The organism is Acinetobacter sp. WCHA39 (genome assembly GCF_002165385.1).
GTDB lineage: Bacteria > Pseudomonadota > Gammaproteobacteria > Pseudomonadales > Moraxellaceae > Acinetobacter.
The window spans coordinates 83,902-103,832 of the sequence record NZ_NHRP01000005.1 but is presented as its reverse complement, the minus strand read 5'-3'; the positions used below and the strand labels follow the sequence as shown (position 1 = coordinate 103,832).

General features: G+C 38.3%; 15 protein-coding genes and 4 pseudogenes. 14 read left to right on the top strand and 5 right to left on the bottom strand.

The window, feature by feature from the left end; all coding sequences use genetic code 11:
- Position 1 precedes the first annotated feature (1 nt).
- The 5 genes and pseudogenes from nuoM (at position 2) to CDG56_RS04155 (ending at position 4,773) form a co-directional block, all read left to right on the top strand.
- Positions 2-1,600 (top strand): NADH-quinone oxidoreductase subunit M, encoded by a 1,599-nt coding sequence (nuoM, locus tag CDG56_RS04175; protein ID WP_087547030.1) that lies wholly within the window; start codon positions 2-4, stop codon positions 1,598-1,600.
- A gap of 3 nt (positions 1,601-1,603) precedes the next feature.
- Entirely contained in the window at positions 1,604-3,100 is a 1,497-nt protein-coding gene (nuoN, locus tag CDG56_RS04170) for an NADH-quinone oxidoreductase subunit NuoN (RefSeq protein ID WP_087547029.1), read from the top strand.
- 116 nt (positions 3,101-3,216) lie between these two features.
- On the top strand, positions 3,217-3,852 hold the full coding sequence (gene upp, locus CDG56_RS04165; protein ID WP_004663741.1) for a uracil phosphoribosyltransferase: 636 nt from the start codon (positions 3,217-3,219) through the stop codon (positions 3,850-3,852).
- A gap of 117 nt (positions 3,853-3,969) precedes the next feature.
- Entirely contained in the window at positions 3,970-4,263 is a 294-nt protein-coding gene (locus tag CDG56_RS04160) for a cold shock domain-containing protein (protein WP_005158613.1), read from the top strand.
- A gap of 78 nt (positions 4,264-4,341) precedes the next feature.
- A pseudogene (locus CDG56_RS04155) lies at positions 4,342-4,773 on the top strand (cold shock domain-containing protein).
- Positions 4,774-4,788: 15 nt separating this feature from the next.
- Here CDG56_RS04155 and gigC read toward each other — a convergent pair.
- Entirely contained in the window at positions 4,789-5,673 is an 885-nt protein-coding gene (gene gigC, locus CDG56_RS04150; RefSeq protein ID WP_087536830.1) for a LysR family transcriptional regulator GigC, read from the bottom strand.
- Positions 5,674-5,757: 84 nt separating this feature from the next.
- Between gigC and CDG56_RS04145 the strand changes: the two genes are divergently transcribed.
- The gene (locus CDG56_RS04145) at positions 5,758-6,519 is read left to right on the top strand and encodes a ferredoxin--NADP reductase (protein ID WP_087547028.1); all 762 of its coding nucleotides are present in this window, start codon (positions 5,758-5,760) and stop codon (positions 6,517-6,519) included.
- A 20-nt stretch (positions 6,520-6,539) separates the two neighbouring features.
- On the opposite strand, the gene CDG56_RS04140 is transcribed toward CDG56_RS04145, so the two are convergent.
- A complete protein-coding gene (locus CDG56_RS04140; protein WP_016652946.1) occupies positions 6,540-6,962 on the bottom strand; it encodes a hypothetical protein in 423 nt (140 codons plus the stop codon).
- Between the two features lie 206 nt (positions 6,963-7,168).
- On the opposite strand from CDG56_RS04140, the gene CDG56_RS04135 reads away from it, so the two are divergent.
- From CDG56_RS04135 to CDG56_RS04125, 3 genes are all read left to right on the top strand, one after another.
- On the top strand, positions 7,169-7,369 hold the full coding sequence (locus CDG56_RS04135; RefSeq protein ID WP_087547041.1) for a hypothetical protein: 201 nt from the start codon (positions 7,169-7,171) through the stop codon (positions 7,367-7,369).
- A gap of 227 nt (positions 7,370-7,596) precedes the next feature.
- On the top strand, positions 7,597-9,216 hold the full coding sequence (locus tag CDG56_RS04130; protein WP_087547027.1) for a mechanosensitive ion channel: 1,620 nt from the start codon (positions 7,597-7,599) through the stop codon (positions 9,214-9,216).
- A 256-nt stretch (positions 9,217-9,472) separates the two neighbouring features.
- Positions 9,473-9,652, top strand: coding sequence for a hypothetical protein (locus CDG56_RS04125; RefSeq protein WP_005158592.1), 180 nt, complete (start codon positions 9,473-9,475; stop codon positions 9,650-9,652).
- Between the two features lie 35 nt (positions 9,653-9,687).
- On the opposite strand, the gene CDG56_RS04120 is transcribed toward CDG56_RS04125, so the two are convergent.
- Positions 9,688-10,884, bottom strand: coding sequence for an NAD(P)/FAD-dependent oxidoreductase (locus tag CDG56_RS04120; protein WP_087547026.1), 1,197 nt, complete (start codon positions 10,882-10,884; stop codon positions 9,688-9,690).
- 372 nt (positions 10,885-11,256) lie between these two features.
- Here CDG56_RS04120 and CDG56_RS04115 point away from each other — a divergent pair, with 372 nt between their 5' ends.
- The gene (locus CDG56_RS04115; protein WP_087547025.1) at positions 11,257-15,369 is read left to right on the top strand and encodes a DUF11 domain-containing protein; all 4,113 of its coding nucleotides are present in this window, start codon (positions 11,257-11,259) and stop codon (positions 15,367-15,369) included.
- Positions 15,370-15,408: 39 nt separating this feature from the next.
- Here the strand turns inward: CDG56_RS04115 and CDG56_RS04110 are convergent, their stop codons facing one another.
- A complete protein-coding gene (locus CDG56_RS04110) occupies positions 15,409-16,278 on the bottom strand; it encodes a 1-aminocyclopropane-1-carboxylate deaminase/D-cysteine desulfhydrase (protein WP_087547024.1) in 870 nt (289 codons plus the stop codon).
- Positions 16,279-16,344: 66 nt separating this feature from the next.
- A pseudogene (locus CDG56_RS04105) lies at positions 16,345-16,593 on the bottom strand (HlyD family secretion protein); the annotation flags it as partial.
- 101 nt (positions 16,594-16,694) lie between these two features.
- Here CDG56_RS04105 and CDG56_RS04100 point away from each other — a divergent pair.
- The 4 genes and pseudogenes from CDG56_RS04100 to CDG56_RS04085 form a co-directional block, all read left to right on the top strand.
- Positions 16,695-16,931: pseudogene (locus CDG56_RS04100) on the top strand (helix-turn-helix domain-containing protein); the annotation flags it as partial.
- Positions 16,932-16,935: 4 nt separating this feature from the next.
- Positions 16,936-17,250, top strand: a pseudogene (locus CDG56_RS04095) (transposase); the annotation flags it as partial.
- Between the two features lie 236 nt (positions 17,251-17,486).
- The gene (locus CDG56_RS04090) at positions 17,487-18,854 is read left to right on the top strand and encodes an MBOAT family O-acyltransferase (RefSeq protein ID WP_319823229.1); all 1,368 of its coding nucleotides are present in this window, start codon (positions 17,487-17,489) and stop codon (positions 18,852-18,854) included.
- Positions 18,841-19,920 (top strand): DUF459 domain-containing protein, encoded by a 1,080-nt coding sequence (locus tag CDG56_RS04085; protein WP_087547021.1) that lies wholly within the window; start codon positions 18,841-18,843, stop codon positions 19,918-19,920. Before CDG56_RS04090 ends, CDG56_RS04085 begins: the two co-directional genes overlap by 14 nt.
- Positions 19,921-19,931: the final 11 nt, after the last annotated feature.

Here is a 19,931-nt window from a genome sequence, read left to right as displayed (position 1 = left end):
AATGGAAAATAATTTAATTTTACCCGCACTGATTTTAGTTCCTTTCATTGCTGGTTTTATTTGTTGGTTGGTTGATAAATTTGACCAACATTTGCCACGCTGGATTGCCTTGATTGGTATGCTCATTACCTTTGGTTTGGGTATTGCACTATGGCAAACTGGTACATATAGCTACGAGTTGGGCGGTAAAGTCCCAACGTGGGCTGCTGAATTCCATCTCCCGTGGATTCAGACTTTAGGGATTAGCATTCACTTGGCTGTGGATGGTTTATCTCTACTCATGGTTTTACTGACAGCATTACTTGGTGTACTTGCTGTTGGTTGTTCATGGGGTGAAATTCAAAAGAATGTTGGTTTCTTCCACTTAAACCTCCTTTGGAGTTTAGGTGGGGTTATCGGTGTATTCCTTGCAATTGACTTATTCTTGTTCTTCTTCTTCTGGGAGATGATGCTTGTACCAATCTATTTCTTGATTGCGTTATGGGGTCATAAAGGCTCGAATGGTCGTTCACGTGTTTATGCTGCAACTAAATTCTTCTTATATACACAAATTGCTGGTTTGATCATGTTAATCGGTATCTTAGGCTTAGTGGTCTATGGATATATGATGACAGGTATGATTGGTTTTGATTACAGCTACTTATTGGCTGTTGCAAACCACTTACCACCAGAAGTTGCATATGCATTTATGTTGTGTTTCTTTGTTGGTTTTGCAGTTAAATTACCTGTATTCCCATTACACGGTTGGTTACCTGATGCGCATGCACAAGCACCAACAGCGGGTTCTGTGGACTTGGCTGGTATTTTGATTAAGACAGCAGCGTACGGTCTACTTCGTTTCGTAATTCCATTCTTCCCAGCAGCGTCAGCTCAGTTTGCTGATATTGCAATCATTTTGGGTTTAATTGGTATTTTCTACGGTGCATTCTTGGCCTACCAACAAACAGACATGAAACGTCTGCTTGCGTATACGTCTATTTCACACATGGGTTTCATTTTACTTGCGATTTATGCAGGTAATATTCTGACTTTCCAAGGTCTGATGATCATGATGTTGGCACATGGTTTGTCATCTGCTGCATTGTTCATTATGTCGGGTCAAGTGTATGAGCGTTTACACACACGTGATCTACGCTTAATGGGTGGTCTTCGTGGTCAACTGCAATATTTACCATTCTTCTTGATGTTCTTTGTTGCAGCACTTGTCGGTGTACCTGGTCTAGGTAACTTTATTGGTGAATTCTTAATTCTTATGGGTTCATTCAAAGCTTATCCTGCATTCACAATCATTGCTGCAGTAAGTTTAGTATTTGCAGGTCTTTACGGTCTGATTCTGATTCACAAAGCACTTTTTGGCGAACCAAATGCTGAACAAAAGCAACACTATCCGAGTCCACTGAAAGATTTATCAGTACGTGAAGTGAGCATTTTGATGATCTGTGTGATTGGTTTACTTTGGTTAGGACTTTACCCACAGACATTCTTGGATATGTCACATTCAAGCATGCAGTGGTTAGTCAATAGTTATATGCCAGTACAAGAAGTTGTTGAAACTGTTCAACAGACTGCAACTCAACTTGAACAAGTGGAGATGCGATAAACCATGAACTTCACTCTTTCTTTTTCTGAGCTTATGCCGCTTGTCCCAGTGATGATTGTGGCATTGACCTCTGTTGTTGTGATGTTATTGATTGCGATTAAACGTAATCATAATCTTGTCGCAACAACGACGGTGGTCGGTTTAAACCTTTCTGCAATTTTTATTGCATACACCATGTTTAGTGGACACTTTGTTCCTGCGAACGTGATGGGCATGTTTATGGTTGATCCATTTACCATGCTCTACCAATTCCTGATTTTGATCGCTGCTTTGGCTTGTAGCACGCTTTCACATGCCTACATTGAAACGTATAAAGACAATCGCGAAGAGTTGTACATCTTGCTACTGTGTTCAGTAGCAGGTGCGATGTTGATGGTTGCTAGCTCTCATTATGCTTCGTTCTTTATCAGCTTAGAATTAATGTCAATTCCTGTGTACGGTATGTTGGCTTACACGCATCAACGTAGCCAATCTTTAGAAGCGGGAATTAAGTATCTTGTACTTTCAGCAACTGCATCTGCGATGTTGTTGATGGGTATGGCATATATCTATGCGTATACAGGTTCATTGTCATTCTATGATTCTGTTCAAGCTTTGATGACTGCGATCAAGCAACCAATGGTGCTATTAGGTTTAGGTCTCATTATCTTTGCTGTTGCATTTAAGCTTTCACTTGCACCATTCCATAAATGGACGCCTGATGTGTATGCAGGTGCACCAGCACCTATGGCGACATTCTTAGCTACAGCTGCCAAAGTTGCAACGATTGGTTTATTTGTACGTTACTTATTAAGTTCTGGTGCAATCTTAGTTGAATCAATAGTGACTGTTTTGACAGTCATTGCTGTGTTATCAATTTTGGTAGGTAACTTACTTGCAGTACGTCAAGTTAACTTAAAACGCATCCTTGGTTATTCATCAATTGCACACTTTGGTTACTTGTTGATTGCTTTGATTAGTATGACTTATGCAAGTTTAGGCAGTGTAACGGTTTATGTGATTACTTACGTACTCACCACAATCGGTGCATTTGGTGCAGTTGCGTTAATGTCTAGTCCATATAACAACGTTGATGAAGCACAAAGTCTTGCAGACTACCGTGGTTTGTTCTGGCGTCGTCCGATCTTGACTGCAACATTAACCGTGATGATGTTGTCATTAGCAGGGATTCCATTAACTGCAGGTTTTATTGGTAAATTCCTTGTGATAATGGCTGCTGTAACAACTCAACATTGGTTCTTGGCTGCAATGGTCGTTGTCGGAAGTGGTATTGGCTTGTATTACTACTTACGTGTCATGGTGGTGATGTATATGACACCACCAGAAACACCTCGTATTGATGCTGACGCACATTGGGGAACTAAAGTTGGTGGTATCATGGTACTTGGTGCAGCATTGCTTGTATTATTACTTGGTATCTACCCAGATCCAATGATCAATTTGGCATTGAAGTCAGAAATTCTTTCTCCATTACATTTCATGTTATCTCAGCAACAGTAAGCATCCGATAATCTGATTTGTACAAAAAAGCCTCCAAAATTTGGGGGCTTTTTTTAATGAAGAGTAAAAAAACACTCTATAATACTCAAAGATTAATATTAGTTAGGTACTTACTCGTGTCGATTCAAGAAATTCGCCATCCGCTTATTCGTCATAAACTTGGTTTATTACGCCGTTCAGACATTAGCACAAAGAACTTCCGTGAATTGGCGCAAGAAGTCACGATGCTACTGACTTATGAAGCGACTAAGGATCTACCTGTTGTGGATCATGAAATTGATGGTTGGGCAGGTAAAGTTTCGACTCAACGTATCGCAGGCAAGAAAATTACCATTGTTCCTATCTTGCGTGCTGGAATTGGTATGCTTGAAGGCGTACTGAGCTTGATCCCAAGTGCCAAAGTGAGTGTATTGGGTTTAGAGCGTGATGAGGCGACTTTAGAGGTTCGTACTTACTATAAAAAATTAGTACCTGATGTTGCGAATCGCTTAGCGATGATTATTGATCCAATGCTGGCAACAGGAAATTCATTAATTGCTGCAATTGATGTACTCAAGGCAAGTGGCTGTAAAGATATCCGTGTTATGGTTTTGGTTGCGGCACCTGAAGGTGTTGCAAAAGTAGAAGCTGCGCACCCTGACGTACGTATCTATACCGCATCGATTGACCAAGGTTTGAATGAGGATGGCTATATCGTTCCAGGTCTTGGTGATGCGGGTGATAAGATTTTTGGTAGTGTTCAAAAAGATTAATTTTTGAAAATATGCTTAAAACAGAGACTTAATCCAACCGTACTGTTTTCAGGGGAGGATTTAAAGTCTCTTTTTTTATATACTGAAATACAGTACTTGCAAAATTAGGTGAATGTCATGAAGAAAGAATTTTATCAGGGAAAAGTTAAACAATATAATCCAGACAAAGGGTTTGGTTTTATTGCAACTGCTGAAGGCGAGATCTTTTTTCATATTTCAGATTTTCCTGCATCGGAAGGTGAGCCGAAACGAAATGAAAAAGTAAAATTTGTAGCCCTAGAAAATAATGGAAAATTTAAAGCAGTACAAATTGAACGAGTAGATCCGAATCCTGCAAAAACTAAAAAAAATAAAATATTGGCTCATAATCAATCGATTACATCAGAATTGTTATCAAACTTTCGACGTTAATCATCTAGATAAAATATGGAGAGAATTTTCTTGATCTCCATATTGATCTATTAGGCTTTGCAAATGAGAAAAGAAAATATGTTTGCTGAAGGTAAAATTAAAAAATATAATTCAGAAAAAGGGTTTGGCTTTATAGCGCTTGAAGGGCAGGCAGATATCTTCTTTCATATTACAGATTTTCCCACAGCAGGCGGTGAGCCAAAAGTCGGCGAATTACTTAAATTTCTTATTGTGCAAGATAAAGATAAATTTAAAGCAGAAGTAAAGTTATCTGAAAAAACGGAGCAAGCTTTAAAAGCAATACCAACACCACCACCAGTACACCATGATCAAAAACGATTAGAACAGCAACCTGCCACCGCGCAAACCCAATTTAGTTGTGATGGGTGAACTCACTGTTCTCAAATGCGTTCGTATGAAGAGGCCGTCTTCTTTTTAAGGAATTGTCCAAATGTGAAAATGGATGGAAATAATGATGGTGAACCATGTGAGCGCCAATTTAGACATTAAAATAAAAGATCAGGCTTAAACCTGATCTTCACAAAAATGTAAAAAGGCTTTGAGTCCAGGACCTTGGTATTTTTGACGATGTACCAGCATAAACAGGGGACGGGTGAGTTCCCAGAAAGGTGTATCCAGAATGACCAATTGCCCTTTTTCCTGAAGCGGTTCAATCGCAAGCCGTGATACACAAGTCATCCCCAGACCATTGGCAACAATTTTCAGGATGGCTTCATTGTGACCGAGGGTTAAACGAATGTTGGCATCTGGTAGATCTTGTAAAATCGCATTGTCAAAAACTTCACGTGTGCCTGAGCCTTCTTCACGTAAAATCCATTCAACCTCATGGAAATCTGCTGGTGTAATTGGGCGATCTAACTTTGCTAGAGGATGATCAGGTGCACAGCAGACTGCAAGCTCATCATCTCGCCAATGGATACATTGCAATTGAGGCAAATGGCATGAACCTTCAATCAGGGCTAAATCAAGCTGAAATTGATTCACTGCTTCAATCATTTGGCGAGTATTGCCGACTTGTAATTGAAGATGGGCTTGAGGATGATGCTGTAAAAATTCAGCCATCAGATCAGGCATTAAATAATCACTGATCGTTAAGGTTGCACCTAAACGTAAATCAATGCTTTGCAGTTCACCTTTAGCAGCTTGTTCAAAGGATTCGCAGCGACCCAAAATTTCTAAGGCTTGAGGTAATAAAAAACGCCCCAAATCATTCAGTTGTAAACGCTTGCCTAAACGGTCAAATAAAGGCGCACCTAAGCCATCTTCTAAATCAGCTAAAGCCATACTTGCTGCACTTTGGGTCAGTCTGACAGCATCACTCGCTTTGGTAACGGTTCCTTCTTGTGCAACCGCCACGAAAACAGCCAATTGGCGTAAGGTCATGCGCATGTTAAATAGCCTTAATGTTTTGAGTATCCATCAATTATTCGATCATGCTAACATGAGCCTACTGTTTCGTGCCACGTTCAAATCATGTCAATTGAAAAATTTAGCGTAGAAAAAGTTCTATCTGTTCATCGTTGGGCTCACAATCTTTTTAGTTTCACCATGACCCGACCTGCTCATTTTAAATTTACAGCAGGGCAGTTTGCGCGAATTGGTTTAATGGTTGACGGTGAGTTAGTTGTAAGAGCTTATTCTGTTGTTTCTTCGCCCTTTGATGAAACTTTAGAATTCTTTTCGATTGTTGTTCCCGATGGTGCATTTACGTCAAATTTGCAACACCTTAAAGTTGGTGATGAACTTTATTTAGATAAAATATCTTATGGTTATTTGACTTTGGCTCGGTATCAACAACCTTTACCGCAAGATCTTTGGCTATTGGGGACTGGTACTGGACTTGCACCATTTCTATGCATGTTACAAGACTTTGAAACTTGGAATAAATATAAACATATTCATCTAGTTTATAGCGTTCGCACAGAGTCCGAGTTGGCTTATGTAGAACGTATTGAAGAAATCGCAGCATCATTTGGTGAAGGGCATTCTGGATTTAAATTCATTCCAATTGTTACCCGTGATCCTAAAGCCGCATTACATGATCGACTCCCAATTTTAATTGGTAATGGTGAATTAGAAAAAGCAGCAGGATTAGCTTTGAACCCTGCCAGTAGTCATGTGATGTTGTGTGGTAATCCTCAGATGGTTGAGGATACAAAAGAGGCACTTAAACAACGAGGTTTAACGATGAATCGTCGTGGTGAAGGTAATATTGCAGTAGAGAATTATTGGTAGTCGTATGGTATGGATATGTCTTAATGTACAAACATATCCATAAATTCACGGATCTCTTGAATGGCAGTATCGACATCAGTGTTTAGCCATGTCGGTTCAAAAATACCGATATAATGTTCTAAACGGTCTTGAGGAACAACAAGGCGAACAGGACAATCTTCTTCGAGTAGGCGCCAAGGTAAAATAGGCACTTCATTGTCTAAAAAAGGTTGTACATTTCGAATATCGATAATCATTGCATTTACACAATCAGGTAAAGGCATGACGGAGAATTCTTCAGTACGACGACGGAAGTATTCTAAATCTCCCCACTTTAAGATATAGCTTGGCTTATTAAACTCAATAATTCCTATTAAATGTTCATCACGTGTGTGATGTAAAAAACATTGATGAGTAACATCCGTGTCTAAATCAAGAGAAACACTTTGTTGACTATAGGACATAAAGCAAAACATATGAGAAACGAAGCCGACTAGTATAGCTTATTTTTAGCGTATTCTAAAACCGACTATATTTTAAACAAAAAAATAAATAAAAAAAGTAGAGTTCTGCAAACACTGCAACGATAGTCCGAAGCTTTTTCACACAATGCAACATTGAGTATTGCTAAGATTAAAGCCTAACAAATAAAAGGATGAGGGCTGCTACGATGCATGATTTTAGTAAGCCACAACCTCATGTGGCGAGTCGAGAGGAAATTGCAAAGAAAAAGAAACTACCCGTTTATATGTTGATCATTGTGGGGGTTTTCCTAATTGCACTTCTTGTTTATATGGTCGCAGATCATTCAGCGAATCCAACTGCACAGGCAATACTGTCTCATATGCAGTCGGTACTTTTGGATGCCTAGATCGTTTATTTTTAGACCAAAACCTGTTGAATTGAAAAGCTCATTGATGTGAATCAATGAGCTTTTTTGCAAAATTATGCGGACTTTTTGTTGTATTAGTGCTGCCGCTTGTTGATTGGAAAATAGACAAAAATTAAGGTTGAGGCATCCATAAGTTATGTTCTTGGTTATAGAGCGATCATGGGTGCTTTGATTAATTTTAAAACACAACATAAGGATAACAACACATGAATGAATACTTTACTGATCCCTCCCAGAGAGGAGGATTCAACGCAATGTATTATTGGGACCAGTTTCATCCAATTTTTGCAGCAATTTTGATCTTACTGGTGGGTTGGATTATTGCCTTAATCATTGCCGCAGGTGTAAAGCGGCTATTGCAAAAGGTTGGTACCAATCACAAGTTATCTTCGGTAACTGATCGTACGCCCAATATTGAAAACTTGGTTTCTAAATTGGTGTTTTGGTTTGTTATGATTCTCGCTGTGGTTGGCTCACTCAATGTTTTAAATATTAGTGGTGTAAGTGACCCGTTTAGCAATATGGTAGGACGAGTACTTGCTTATATACCAAACTTATTTGCAGCCGTTGCAGTAGGATTTATTGGTTGGATTGTGGCGCGTTTGGTACGTGCTGGATTGACCAATGTATTATCTAGAACAGAATTAGATGAGAAGCTAAGCAGTGAAGTTGGTGTTAACGCTTTAAGTAGTAATATCGCAGAAATTTTTTACTGGTTGGTTTTATTACTATTTCTACCAATTGTGCTGTCTATTTTAGGTTTAACAGGACTGCTGATTCCTGTACAAAACATGGTAAACGAAGCGATTGCTTATCTGCCTAATTTGTTTATTGCGGGTGTGATCCTTTTTGTAGGTTATATTCTCGCCAAGATTGTGCGCGGTATTGTCGAGGGATTAGGTAATAGCTTGGGATTACAAACGCAAGCTGAAAAAGTAGGATTATTTAAAAACTCAAATATATCGAAATTTTTAGGCTCATTTGTGTTTGCAATTATTGTCATCACAGCGTTGATTGTGGCATTTGAAGCTTTAGGAATCCAAGCGATTTCTCAACCCGCAACAGCGATGTTGAATGAAATTATGTATGCAATTCCACAAATTATTGCAGCTGGTTTAATTCTAATCGTTGCCTATATTGTTTCTCGTTTTGTTGGACGTTTAGTCGCTGAACTTATTTCAGGGGCAGGAATTGATGAAATTCCAATGAAGCTTGATTTGCAAAGATTTCTTGGACAAACACGTATTTCTGATCTGATCGGTTATTTGATTGTATTTTTTACCATGTTGTTTGCAATCTCTGAAGCTGCGAACCGTCTTGGCTTAGAGCAAGTAAGTGTGCTGATTGCGATGTTTATTCAGTTTGGTGCAAATATTTTATTGGGTGCAGTCATTTTGGTGATTGGATTCTGGCTCGCCAATGTCGTGGCTAATGTGGTACAACGCGGTGAATACAATAGTTCACGTTGGTTAGCAAACCTAGTTCGTATTTTAATTATGGGCTTAGTGATTGCGATGGGTCTAAAAGCTATGGGTATTGCGGATTCCATTGTGAATTTGGCTTTTGGTTTGACACTTGGTTCAGTTGCAGTTGCTTTTGCTTTGGCATTTGGTTTAGGTGGTCGTCAACCTGCAGAACGCTTATTGACAGATTTATTAGATAAGGCAGAGAATGAAGCGAAACAGCCAAACCCATTGCGTCAAAATGAGATGACACCAAGCAATCCAGTGAGTCCAGCAACTACTGCTCCAGTGAATCCAATTCTCCCAACGCCAATCAATCCAGAGAATCCAAAACCACCGACCCCACCTTATTCAGATGAATAGTAAAAATAATCTTTGATTTTTTGAACCAATTCGACCACTCTAAGCAGGGTGGTCGTTTTGTTTGTATAAGCATTATTGAGTTTTTATCTATATCGTGATTAGGGCATATTTTAGAAAAACGAGACCTAAAACTGAATTTTAGGGTACATATCACTGTAGTTTAATAGGATTAATCAAAAATTTGACCTGAAAAGCAATTCATTAATAGATAAAGTATCAATAGTCTCTAAATAAAAATTCTATAGAGGAGAGTGAAATGAAGAGGCCAAATCGCGTATTTGCACCGATTATTATTGCAGGTATTACTGTAGGTTTTTTGGCGAGTGCGTACAAATTTGTTGTTGCGAAATCAAATACGGCTAAAGAAAAACCAATTAAAAATACTCAAAAAGTATCTTCTACAGAAGCTGCTAACTCTTCAGATCATCATGCTTAGTGTTATCTAGCAATCGGCTTAATGAGTTAAGTGAACTAAACAAATTGAGCCGCTGCTTGAGCCGAAGACCATGCCCATTGGAAGTTATATCCTCCCAAATGACCTGTTACATCGAGTACTTCACCGATAAAATATAAGCCTTTCTGCTTTTTACTTTCCATGGTTTTTGAAGAAACTTCGCTGGTGTCTACGCCACCTAATGTGACTTCAGCAGTACGATATCCTTCAGTTCCAGATGGTTTAACAGAAAAGGCGTGCAATTGATCAGCAATTTGCGCTAGTTGTAAATCGCTAAAATTGCCAATCGCAGTTTCACTTTGTTCCGCCCAAATTAGTTGTTGTAGCTCAAGCACGATACTTTTCGCCGTGAATTCACTGAGCAAAGTTCTGAGCAGAACTTTGGGTTGCGACTTTTTCTTTTCCTTGAAGAATTGAACTAAATCTTGGCTGGGGAAAAAATCAATTTTAAAGCTTTCACCCACATGCCAATAATTTGAGAGCTGTAATGAACTTGGTCCACTTAAGCCTCGATGAGTAAACAACAAAGCTTCAGTAAATTGATGGCGATCATTCACTAGTGTTGCATCTAAAGCATTACCACTTAAGCGTGTTGTGACTTCTTTAAAATGGTCCGAAAAGGTGAAGGGGACTAGACCCGCACGGGTAGGAAAAACATGGTGTCCAAATTGTTGAGCAAGTTCATATCCAAAACCAGAGCCTCCTAGTGTTGGAATCGATAAACCACCAGTCGCCACAACGAGAGATTCACAGTGATAAGTGCCTTGATTGGTTTCAATGATAAAACCTGAATCTGTTTGTGCTGTTATGCTTTGTACTTCGCAATGGGTCTGAATCTGAACTCGTTTCGCTTTATTGCACTCTGCAAGTAAAAGTTCGAGGATTTCTTTTGCGCCTTTGATTGTAAATAGCTGACCGTGTTTACGTTCTTCATATTCAATACCATATTCGCAGACCAAACCAATAAAATCCCAGTTGGTGTAACGAGTGAGTGCTGAAATAACAAAGTGTGGATTTTCAGAAATATAATTTGAAGGTTCAACATCTAGGTTAGTGAAGTTACATTTACCACCACCAGACATTAGAATCTTTTTACCTACTTTATTGGCTTTTTCTAATACGACAACTGAACGTCCACGTTTACCAGCCTCTGCAGCCAACATCAAGCCTGATGCACCTGCACCTAAAACAACAACATCAACTTGATGAACCATGAGGATTACTCGGTAGACGAAAAGCGAGCGATTATAAAAGATTTAAGCGAAGTTTAGTACGCACAATTCATAATGCCCAAATTATTTGTAATCGATATGAAGATCTCTGTGGTTTAGATTATTGGATACAAAAAATGTACAGTTTTTTTTAAAATAATCTTTAGCGTAATAAAAAATGAGCATGTGCTGATGTAAAATAAAATTAAGATTTCAGTCTCTATTTGATATTAAATTTTGATATTTTTCAGATAATTTTGTTGTTTCTTGCGGCGGTCTGATGTTGTGGGGCTGAATATGTAGAGGCATTCTTTTTGTTTTTTTTAATAGCACTCTATAGCCAGTCAAAGCTACAAATTTAATTTGGGGTGCGTTATGGTGGGTATGAAGGTTTTACAAATATTTGATTTGTTGAAATTACAGTGTACTTATTCTACAAAAATCACGATCGCAATTTTATTGTGCATATTCAATATTTCTGTTGCAAATGCTGCTTATCAGCGTGGATACCTGAATTTAGGTTTTGAAACGCCGACCATTGCGACAGGAAGTAATGTTTGCCGTGTCTATATTAGTAGCACACGTGTACCTGGTTGGTTAACCACACACCCATATGGAAATGAGGCCTTCAGTGGCACATGTTCAATCTCAACCAATGGTTCAGGGCAACTGATGGAAATGTGGGCTGGCTCAAGAAATATTGATGGTACCAATACAACCCCCACCAACACGATCAAAGCACGGGAAGGCAATCAATTTGTCGAATTAAACGCAGATGCTGTTTCTACTGTTTCTCAGAATATCTGTTTAGTGAATGGTGAGTCTGTATCTTGGAAATTTAGCCATAATGGGCGTAATACTGCTGACGATACGATGTTGTTGCGTGCTGGAACTCAAACGATCACAACGGTCTCGACAAGTAAAACTGGGGATGGGCAGGTAACGAGTTGCGTGTCGGGTACATGTTCTGTCTCCAGTGGTTCTGGATCGGGTGTAGGAGCGACAACGGGTTCTACAATTAAACGTTGGGCGGATTATAGTGGAACATTTACCTATACAGGCGCAACTGGGCAAGTGCCGATGGGATTCCAGTCGACTTCGGGAACAAGCACCAGCGGAAATTTTTTAGATGCGATACAAATTATTGTAAAACCCATTATTGAGTTTAGTTCAGCCAATTATGTTGTACCTGAAAATGGCGGCACAGTGCAGCCACTTAAGGTTATTGTGGTCGGTGATGTACCGAGTGGGGGTATTTCATTGGTCTTTAATGTGAATGATGGCACAGCTCAATTAGGTGTCGATTATAAAATTAATGGTGGAGTTGCAAACACTTTTACCAAGACGATACCACAAGGTAATTACGGTGCTGGCACTCCTTATGTTCTTGAGGTTCCGGTCGAAATTATTAATGATTTAGTTAATGAGGTTGACGATACATTTAATGTAACCATCAATCAAAGTAACGATTTTCATATTATGTCATCAAATGATTGCGGAGCATCTGGTAACGGTGTTGCAAACTATGTAATTAAAGATGATGATCTGCCGACAGATATGGATTTGAAAGTAGAGAAGAAACAAAGAATAGGTACTTCTGGAAGCTTTGTAGCTGATTCATTGACGATGAATTTAGGAGATACCATTCAGTATCAATTGGTCATTAGTAATAAGGGGGAAAATGCAGTCAGTGATACGAGTCGAGCAAACTTCACTGATGCAATACCAAGTAATTTCAATACACTCTCTTTGTTGAGTGCGACCAAATCAAATGGTGCAATCACATGTAATGCAAGTTTTACCGGCAATACGCTTACTGGTCAATTTAGTGGGCCTAAAGGTGCAACTTGTACGCTGGTTGTGCAAGCCAAAGCGAATTCAGCAGGGATTGTAACCAATACTGCAACAGTCAATGTGCCCGCTGCTAACACTGAAATTTTCCCATCTGATAATAATAGTAGTGTGCAAGTTGCTATTGCAAAAGCTTTAATTACACTCACAAAATCAACAATAGGTGGCTTAGGTACTTTCGGTTTTACACTAACTGGTACAAGCCAAACTTCAGGTTCGATTACAACATTGACTCAGGGTGAAGAATATCAGGTTGATGGTGATACGACACTGACTGGTGTGCAACCTTTTGTCGTCACAGGAACAGGTAGCATAACGATTAATGAAAGTAGTCTACCTACTGGCGGGGGATGGACTTTAACAGGTGCCAGTTGTCGTAACACAGCGGGCAACTCTGTCGGTAGCCGATCAGGATCGGTTTATACTCTAACAGCAGCCGATATTAGCAATAATCCAAATTTAAACTGTAACTTTGTGAATACCAAACTTCCAACGGTAAAGATTCAGAAAATTTCTCAGGGAGGAACGGGAACATTCGATTTTGCGAATACTAATTTATCCAGTAATTCCAGTAATGTTGCGACAAGTTTACAAGGATCACCTAATATTGGAACGGGGACATCGCCTGTTTTAACGGTATTGAATAATGCAACAGATGTTGTTATTAGAGAGTCATCAATTGCGACGGGTTATGCACTAAAATCTGCGAGTTGTGTTGATTCAAATAGTTTGATTACAGGGAATATTGGTACATTTGGTAATTTCAGTACCGATAGAATCACGATTCCTTACACCTATTTAATTACTGGTGGTGCTGACATTACGTGTACTTTTATTAATAGTAAGCCTAGTTTAATTATTAAAAAAATTAGCCGTGGTGGATTGGGTAAGTTTGATTTTACTGGCAATAATGGTATCGCAAATCATTCAATTACGACTACAGCTCAAGATACTGAAACTGTGGGGGAAACACAGTATTTTACTACCCCAAATCCATCAACAGATGCTGTGATTAATGAAACAAATATTCCAACAGGTTTCCGTCTAACCAATGCAGTTTGCACAGGATTGCCAGCCAGTTCAGTTACTACGAATTATACCAATGCAACAGTTACATTAAATAAAAGTGGTATCGTTTCTGGCGCTGAAATCGTATGTACCTTAACCAATACGCTCACGACTTTAACATTGATAAAAAAATGGGATAACGCAGTCGCTGGTGATAGTGTAATCGTGAATAGTATTGGCTTGGATACCAATGCAACCACCGCAGTTTCGGTTGCTGATCAGACAGGGGCAAATAGCACTACTGGAACGCCTGTTGTGCTTATGCCGAATATGATTGGTAAAACTGCAACGATTCTTGAGTCGTTTAGTAAAGGTGATGCTGCAGATTATAATAGTAGTTTACTTTGCACAGGCAACAACATCGCACTGAATGGCTTTAAGCTAACGATTCACAATGATGATGCTGCAATTATTTGTACTTTAACCAATAGTCGAAAAAAACTAGTCCTGATTACAGGGCGTATTTTTAACGATAATGGCGGAACGACCAATAATATCTTGAGTAATGCTTATAATGCCGTACAAGATGCAAATGAAATCGGCATTGCAGGGAGTCGTCTCAAACTTGCCAATTGTGCTGGTCTTGAGCTTAATTTTGTGACGATCAGTAATAGTAATGGAGAATATAGTTTTAAAGTTGAGGATAGCGTTCTAACCAATCCATTTTGTATCGTACAAACAAATTTGTCCGAATATAGTTCTGTCAGCGGAGCGAGTCCAACCGGAAGCTATAACCGAAGTACGGATACGATTTCACTCCCTAAGACAACAGCAACCAGTTATCCAAATAATAATTTTGGTGATGCAAATCTGAATATCGTACTGACTGAAGATGGGCAACACACCATAGCTTCTGGAGAGGTCACAGATTATCCACATCGTCTCAATTCACAAGCTCCAGTACAAATCACTCAGTTCAATCAGTTGTCTACTCAACAACCCAACAGTGCTAATAACCAAGTTTGGCAAGCTTTGGTTTATAAAGATACGAACTGTAATGGGAATGTGGATACTGGTGAAACCGTATTTAATCCAACCGTAGCGAATCCATATACATTACAACCCAATGTAGATCTTTGTTTGGTTCAACGTGTTCATTCACCTACAAATGTCATGGCAGGTGCACAGCATGTTTCGACCTTAGAGGCAAGTTATAGTGTGATCTTGGCAAATCCAACACAGACAATTACGGGTCAATCAACTCAACGACAAGATGTCACATTGATTGGTAAAGCGGGTCTTAGCTTAACTAAAAAGGTACGCACAGTTGCCAGTTGTCCTTCAACGTCGGCTGATCAAAACCAATTTGCTGTAACGAATCAAGCAAATAATGTCGACCATTTAGAATATGAAATCACTTATAAAAATAATAGTACCAAGCTGCTGAATAATGTGAAAATTAAGGATAGTTTACCTATAGCCACCAGTTTCGGAAGTATGAGTTGTAATTCAACACCGAATGGTAATAGTTGTAATATCAATCATGTCGGGGATTCATTGGAGTGGAACTTGACTGGTGTATTAAATCCCGCAGCGACAGGAACGGTGAGGTTTTGTGTAAATCAATAACATCCATCTAGGTTGAATGATAAAAATGATTTTGGTGATTTATGTTTTTAAACGGCCTTGTAGCCCACCTGTATGAATCGCCAAAATCCTTGTATTTGCTGGAAAGTGGTTATGTTGAATTAAATCGAACACCCCCATCATCATCTTAGCGGTATAAACCTGTTCTAAAGGAATTGCATATTGCTGTTCAAATTGCTGCATAAATTGTAGTAGTTCATCAGTAGTTTTCGCATAACCCCCACAACAATAGGCATCGGTTAATCTCCAATTGGTTTTAGTGGTCCACTGTTGAATATCGTGTTGTAAAAAATTCCCTTTTAATGCAGAAAAACCCACTATTTGTTGTTGATTTGAACTACTTTCAATCAGTCCTGCAATTGTTCCACCAGTTCCAACGGCACAGCAAATGACATCATAATTCTTTTGGTCATCTTCGCTCAGAATTTCCTGTGTTCCTTGCAAAGCAAGTTTATTTGTTCCACCTTCTGGAATAATAAAGGCTTGAGAGTATTGCTGCTGTAGTTGTTGTAAATACTCAACATCATAGCGCAGCCGATATTCGGCTCGGCTGACAAAATGCAGTTGCATGCCAGAATCTTGTGCTGTCTGTAGGGTAGGGTTTAAGTCTTGGGTCGCAAGTTCTTCACCACGAATTACACCAATGCTTTGAAAGCCAAAGCGTTGAGCTGCATAAGCCGTTGTTGCAATATGATTGGAGAATGCACCACCAAAAGTGAGTACTTGCGACAAACCTTGTTGTTGTGCAGCGAGTAAGTTGTATTTCAGCTTAAAAAATTTATTGCCTGAAATTTGAGGATGAATCAGATCCAAACGCTTAATGGTTAATTGAACCGAACTGCTAAGCGCTAATGTTTGATAGGGGATGGGAAAAGCAATGTGATCAAACATTTTCGAATAAGGGAAATGAATTTGATCACATTGTAAATGGATTTGATTGAGAATGTCAGTCTTACATTAGGAGTCAGTATCTACAGAGCTAATCACAGACATATCTGGTCGTAATTTTTCAATGCCTTTTTGATTTGGATCAATCGCAATACGGACAGAAATCCGTTGTACCACTTTGGTGAAATTACCTGTCGCATTGTCAGGTTTGAGTACACTAAATTCTGAACCTGCGGCAGGGGAAATCTGCTCAACATGCCCCATAAATTTCTGATGATTCATCGCCTCAACCGTTAAGTAGGCTTTTTGACCAATTTTGGATAATAGTTGAAAAATCAATAATTACTCACACCCATTCTTAAGTTGATAAAAATAACGAATCATGCGAAAAGGTTTTTTTAGTTAACAGATGTTCACACATGCCTCGAATTGTTTCTGTACCACTTAGTTTAGAACAGCGAGAACGACTCATTTTTCTGTCCAAACATGCGAAACATTTGCGTGAAAGACAACGTGCCCAAACTATTCTCTGGCTTTCCGAAGGTAAAAGTGTTGCGGAAGTTGCCACTCTACAAGAACGTATCCCAGAAACCATAAGGCTACAACGCCGACGTTGGAAATTGTATGAGTTGGAATCGATTAAAGAAGGTCATCGCTTGATTTTATGCCTATTTAACTGGAATAGCTCAACAAGTAAAACAGACGTATAACCTTCCATTGATTGTTATTGTTGATAATGCCTCGATTTATAGAAGTAAAAAGATGGCTAATTACAGAGAACTACTTAAAACTAACTTTTCGACGAATCTGTATTTTATTCCAGCTTATAGCCCTGAGTTAAATCGAATCGAGATGGTATGGAAGCAGATGAAATATGATTGGCGAGATTTTCAAGTCATGACAGCTGACACAATAGAGCAATGGGTGCAGAAACTATCAAACCAATTCGGAAAAGAATACATGTTTACTTTTTAATGACAGCTTATCTAAAATACTCATTCAACTTATTATAAAATCTAATAAATTTATTTTTAAAAATAATGTTATATTCGGGTAATTTTTTGTAACTGATTAAAATAATGTTTTCTTTTTTATCTATAGAATTTGCATTGTCGTTTATTCTATTTTTTGCAATTTATTGGCTATTTAGGAATAAGCCTCAAATTCAGAATCTGATTCTCGTTATTACAAGTTATTTGCTGGTATTTTTGATGGCTGGTGGGTTAGCTATCACCATTTTACTTATTTTTAGTTTGATAATTTATTTAATATCCATATTAATGGATCGATATGTTTTACTTAAGAAAAAATTATTAATTTCTGGAATTGTAATAACCTTAATTCAGCTAAGTGTCTTTAAATATTACGATTTTTTTAAACCGATAGTTTCTGAATCTTTAGATAAACTTAATTTAGACAATTCAGGATTGGCAGCAAATTTAATTTTACCTTTAGGTATTTCCTATTACTCATTCCAAGCGATTAGTTATTTGGTTAGTCGTTATAGGAATGAAATAGATTGCCCTAGATTTAATTTAATTCAACTTTTAATGCATTTTTCATTCTTTGTAACTATAACAGCCGGCCCTATCGCTCGTGCTCAGAATGCAAAGGGGTTGACCGATATTAGTGGCCAGTCTTGTGGAATGAGTACACAGATAACGACGAATCAGCCCCGTAAAATTTTATTACCGAGCTTGGCTTTAATACTTCTGGTTTTAGCGTTAATAAAAAAATGGTGGATCGCAGGTTGGCTTGCGGATCAATGGGTAAATCCTGTATTCGCTAATCCAATGCAATATCATAGTTTGGAAATATTGGCTGCGATTTATGGTTATACCTTGCAGCTATTTCTCGATTTCTCCGGCTACAGTGAAATGATGATCGCTTTTGGCCTGCTGTTGGGTTTTAGATTACCTGTAAACTTTAGAGCTCCGTTACTTGCCCACAACATCCGTGATTTTTGGGATAAATGGCATATCAGTTTGTCTACCTGGATCCGAGACCATATTTATATCCCGCTAGGGGGAAGCCGGGGTGGTTTCACACTAACCCAATTAAATCTAGTGATTGCAATGGTGTTATCAGGTATATGGCATGGTTCAGGATGGAATTTTTTTATCTGGGGATTGTTACACGGCTTAGCATTAGTACTGCTTAATATCTCAGATAAAATCTATCAAAAGGTCTTTAAAGTAGACATAAAACATGCACGTGATGCTTTTGCAAAATCAAGTTGGATAGGTAAAACCACGAGCGTATTTTTAACAATCACCTTTGTTAGTTTTTGCTTTGTTTTCTTTAGAGCCAAAACCTTCGAAGAGGCATTGCAAGTATTTAGAGCCTTATTGAGTAATTATATTAATGTCCAGTGGACTAGTAACCCATTATATTTACTTACTTTATTAACGATAGCCTGGGTGATTTACCCATTTGTTTATCGGGCATTAAGTAATTTAAGTTCATATCAACGAAAGATCCCAAGATATGCATTGCTAGTACCGCTCTTCGCTATCTTCATCACTATTATTATTTGTGCACCCTCTGGAATTCCTGGATTTATATATGCAAATTTCTAATGAGTCAAAACTGCTAGAGCTTGAATATGAAATTAATGCTCAGGAATTTGGTCCAGCTGATGATCATGTTCAGAGTTGTATTTTTATTCTGGTTACCCTGATTTTTTTTGCATTTTTATCAATTTGGATTATGCAAAATTCAGTCAATGCCTATTTTCAGCAGACTTATCATAGAGAAAGCCCTTTATCTAAGTTAGAAAAATTTGAAGTATGGACATTAGGTGGGCAGATTGGTGATCTTTTATATACGAAACATGACCTGAATAAAGCCATGATTGGTCAATTGAATACCGAGATCATAAGTCAATACAATGAGCATTATGCGTATACACCAGAATATCGCCAGTACTTAGTACAACTTGAAAAACAAGAAAAAATCAGATTGGCGAAAGAAGAACAAGCAAGGGCACATCAAGCCTTACTTGACCAATTTACCTTGACCAAAACTGACCAAGTTTTCTTTGCAGGTGACTCATTAATGCAGGGGGTTGCACCGCATGTGCAAAAGCATTTGCAAGAAAAATTTGATATTAAAACCATTAATTTAAGTAAACAAAGTACCGGCTTATCTTACCCAAGCTTCTTCGATTGGCCTAAAACAATTCAAGAGGCTATTTCTGAAAATAAGCAAATTAAAGTTTTAGTCGTATTCTTAGGAGCGAATGATCCTTGGGATATGCCAAACCCTAAAGGTGGAAGTTACCTTAAATTTCAATCGCCTGAATGGGAGACTGTCTATCGTTCTCGCATTTCTCAAATTATTCAAACAGCGAAAGAAAATCGAATTAGTGTGATGTGGTTGAGTCCACCAAACATGAAAAAAGATTCGTTGAATCAGCAGATGGTATATTTAAATCGAGTCATTAGTGATGAAGTGAAAAAGCATCAGGCATTTTTTATTGATACCAGACCATTACTCGGTGGAAAAAACGATATTTACAATGAATATGTTACTAAAAATGGAAATTCTATTAAAATGCGTAGTGCTGATGGAATCCATTTTTCAACAGATGGTCAGAAACTGATTGCACAAGTTATTTCAAGCCATCTAAAAATTATTCATTAAACTCAATAAAA

What these genes read in the sequence shown, in the direction of transcription:
- nuoM (WP_087547030.1), top strand. Translation starts at nt 2, where the DNA reads ATGGAAAATAATTTAATTTTACCCGCACTGATTTTAGTTCCTTTCATT.
- nuoN (WP_087547029.1), top strand. Translation starts at nt 1,604, where the DNA reads ATGAACTTCACTCTTTCTTTTTCTGAGCTTATGCCGCTTGTCCCAGTG.
- CDG56_RS04160 (WP_005158613.1), top strand. Translation starts at nt 3,970, where the DNA reads ATGAAGAAAGAATTTTATCAGGGAAAAGTTAAACAATATAATCCAGAC.
- gigC (WP_087536830.1), bottom strand. Translation starts at nt 5,673, where the DNA reads ATGCGCATGACCTTACGCCAATTGGCTGTTTTCGTGGCGGTTGCACAA.
- CDG56_RS04145 (WP_087547028.1), top strand. Translation starts at nt 5,758, where the DNA reads ATGTCAATTGAAAAATTTAGCGTAGAAAAAGTTCTATCTGTTCATCGT.
- CDG56_RS04140 (WP_016652946.1), bottom strand. Translation starts at nt 6,962, where the DNA reads ATGTCCTATAGTCAACAAAGTGTTTCTCTTGATTTAGACACGGATGTT.
- CDG56_RS04135 (WP_087547041.1), top strand. Translation starts at nt 7,169, where the DNA reads ATGCATGATTTTAGTAAGCCACAACCTCATGTGGCGAGTCGAGAGGAA.
- CDG56_RS04130 (WP_087547027.1), top strand. Translation starts at nt 7,597, where the DNA reads ATGAATGAATACTTTACTGATCCCTCCCAGAGAGGAGGATTCAACGCA.
- CDG56_RS04125 (WP_005158592.1), top strand. Translation starts at nt 9,473, where the DNA reads ATGAAGAGGCCAAATCGCGTATTTGCACCGATTATTATTGCAGGTATT.
- CDG56_RS04120 (WP_087547026.1), bottom strand. Translation starts at nt 10,884, where the DNA reads ATGGTTCATCAAGTTGATGTTGTTGTTTTAGGTGCAGGTGCATCAGGC.
- CDG56_RS04115 (WP_087547025.1), top strand. Translation starts at nt 11,257, where the DNA reads ATGGTGGGTATGAAGGTTTTACAAATATTTGATTTGTTGAAATTACAG.
- CDG56_RS04110 (WP_087547024.1), bottom strand. Translation starts at nt 16,278, where the DNA reads ATGTTTGATCACATTGCTTTTCCCATCCCCTATCAAACATTAGCGCTT.
- CDG56_RS04090 (WP_319823229.1), top strand. Translation starts at nt 17,487, where the DNA reads ATGGCTGGTGGGTTAGCTATCACCATTTTACTTATTTTTAGTTTGATA.
- CDG56_RS04085 (WP_087547021.1), top strand. Translation starts at nt 18,841, where the DNA reads ATGCAAATTTCTAATGAGTCAAAACTGCTAGAGCTTGAATATGAAATT.